The following is a 605-nucleotide window of genomic DNA, read 5'->3' on the forward strand; positions in this document are numbered from 1 at the left end:
AGAGTGATGATAGTAGAAACAGAAATTTCCTCTAGTGGTGAATACTTTATAAGGACTTGGTATCCTAATCAAGGGAAAAAGAATCTTGAAGATTTCAGAACAGGAATTCCAATACAATAAAAAAGGCTTCAAAATGAAGCCCTTGGTGATTTTAACGGGGTCATTACTTTCTAAGGCGGTAATCCAAAGCGTATCTCGTGCGTTGGTCGTCACCAGCCAGACGCGCACTACGTTGACAAGTCAACCCTGCATTACAAAGATAAAGAAATTCAGTACATTATAAAATAGGTCACGATGTCGAAAAGCAAAATACAGGTCATTTTAGAAATGAAAGATCGTCTTTCTAAAGGAATAGGAAGAGCAAAAAAGAGTGTTTCCAAAGGCGTAGACACTATGAATAGAAAGTTAGGAAGCTTCAAGGCAAAGAATATTGAAGCCTTCAGTGCAATCACCAATGAGATTCCGGGGGTGGGTAGAGCTCTGGAGCTACTCTCCAATCCCTACGTGGCACTTACCGCTGTAGTAGTTGGTCTTTCTGTAGCCATGTTTAAGCTGGGTAGCCATCTCAATGACTTGAGTAAAGAAGCCAAAGCAGTGCAAGTAGA

At 40.7% G+C, this 605-nt stretch carries 1 protein-coding gene; it reads left to right on the top strand.

Features of this window, described 5'->3' with window-relative positions; genetic code table 11:
* Positions 1-294: 294 nt before the first annotated feature.
* Positions 295-605 (top strand): hypothetical protein (locus PL77_RS29910; RefSeq protein WP_156152620.1); only part of this gene is annotated, 311 nt, incomplete at its 3' end.

Source organism: Flammeovirga sp. OC4 (assembly GCF_000812565.1).
GTDB lineage: Bacteria > Bacteroidota > Bacteroidia > Cytophagales > Flammeovirgaceae > Flammeovirga.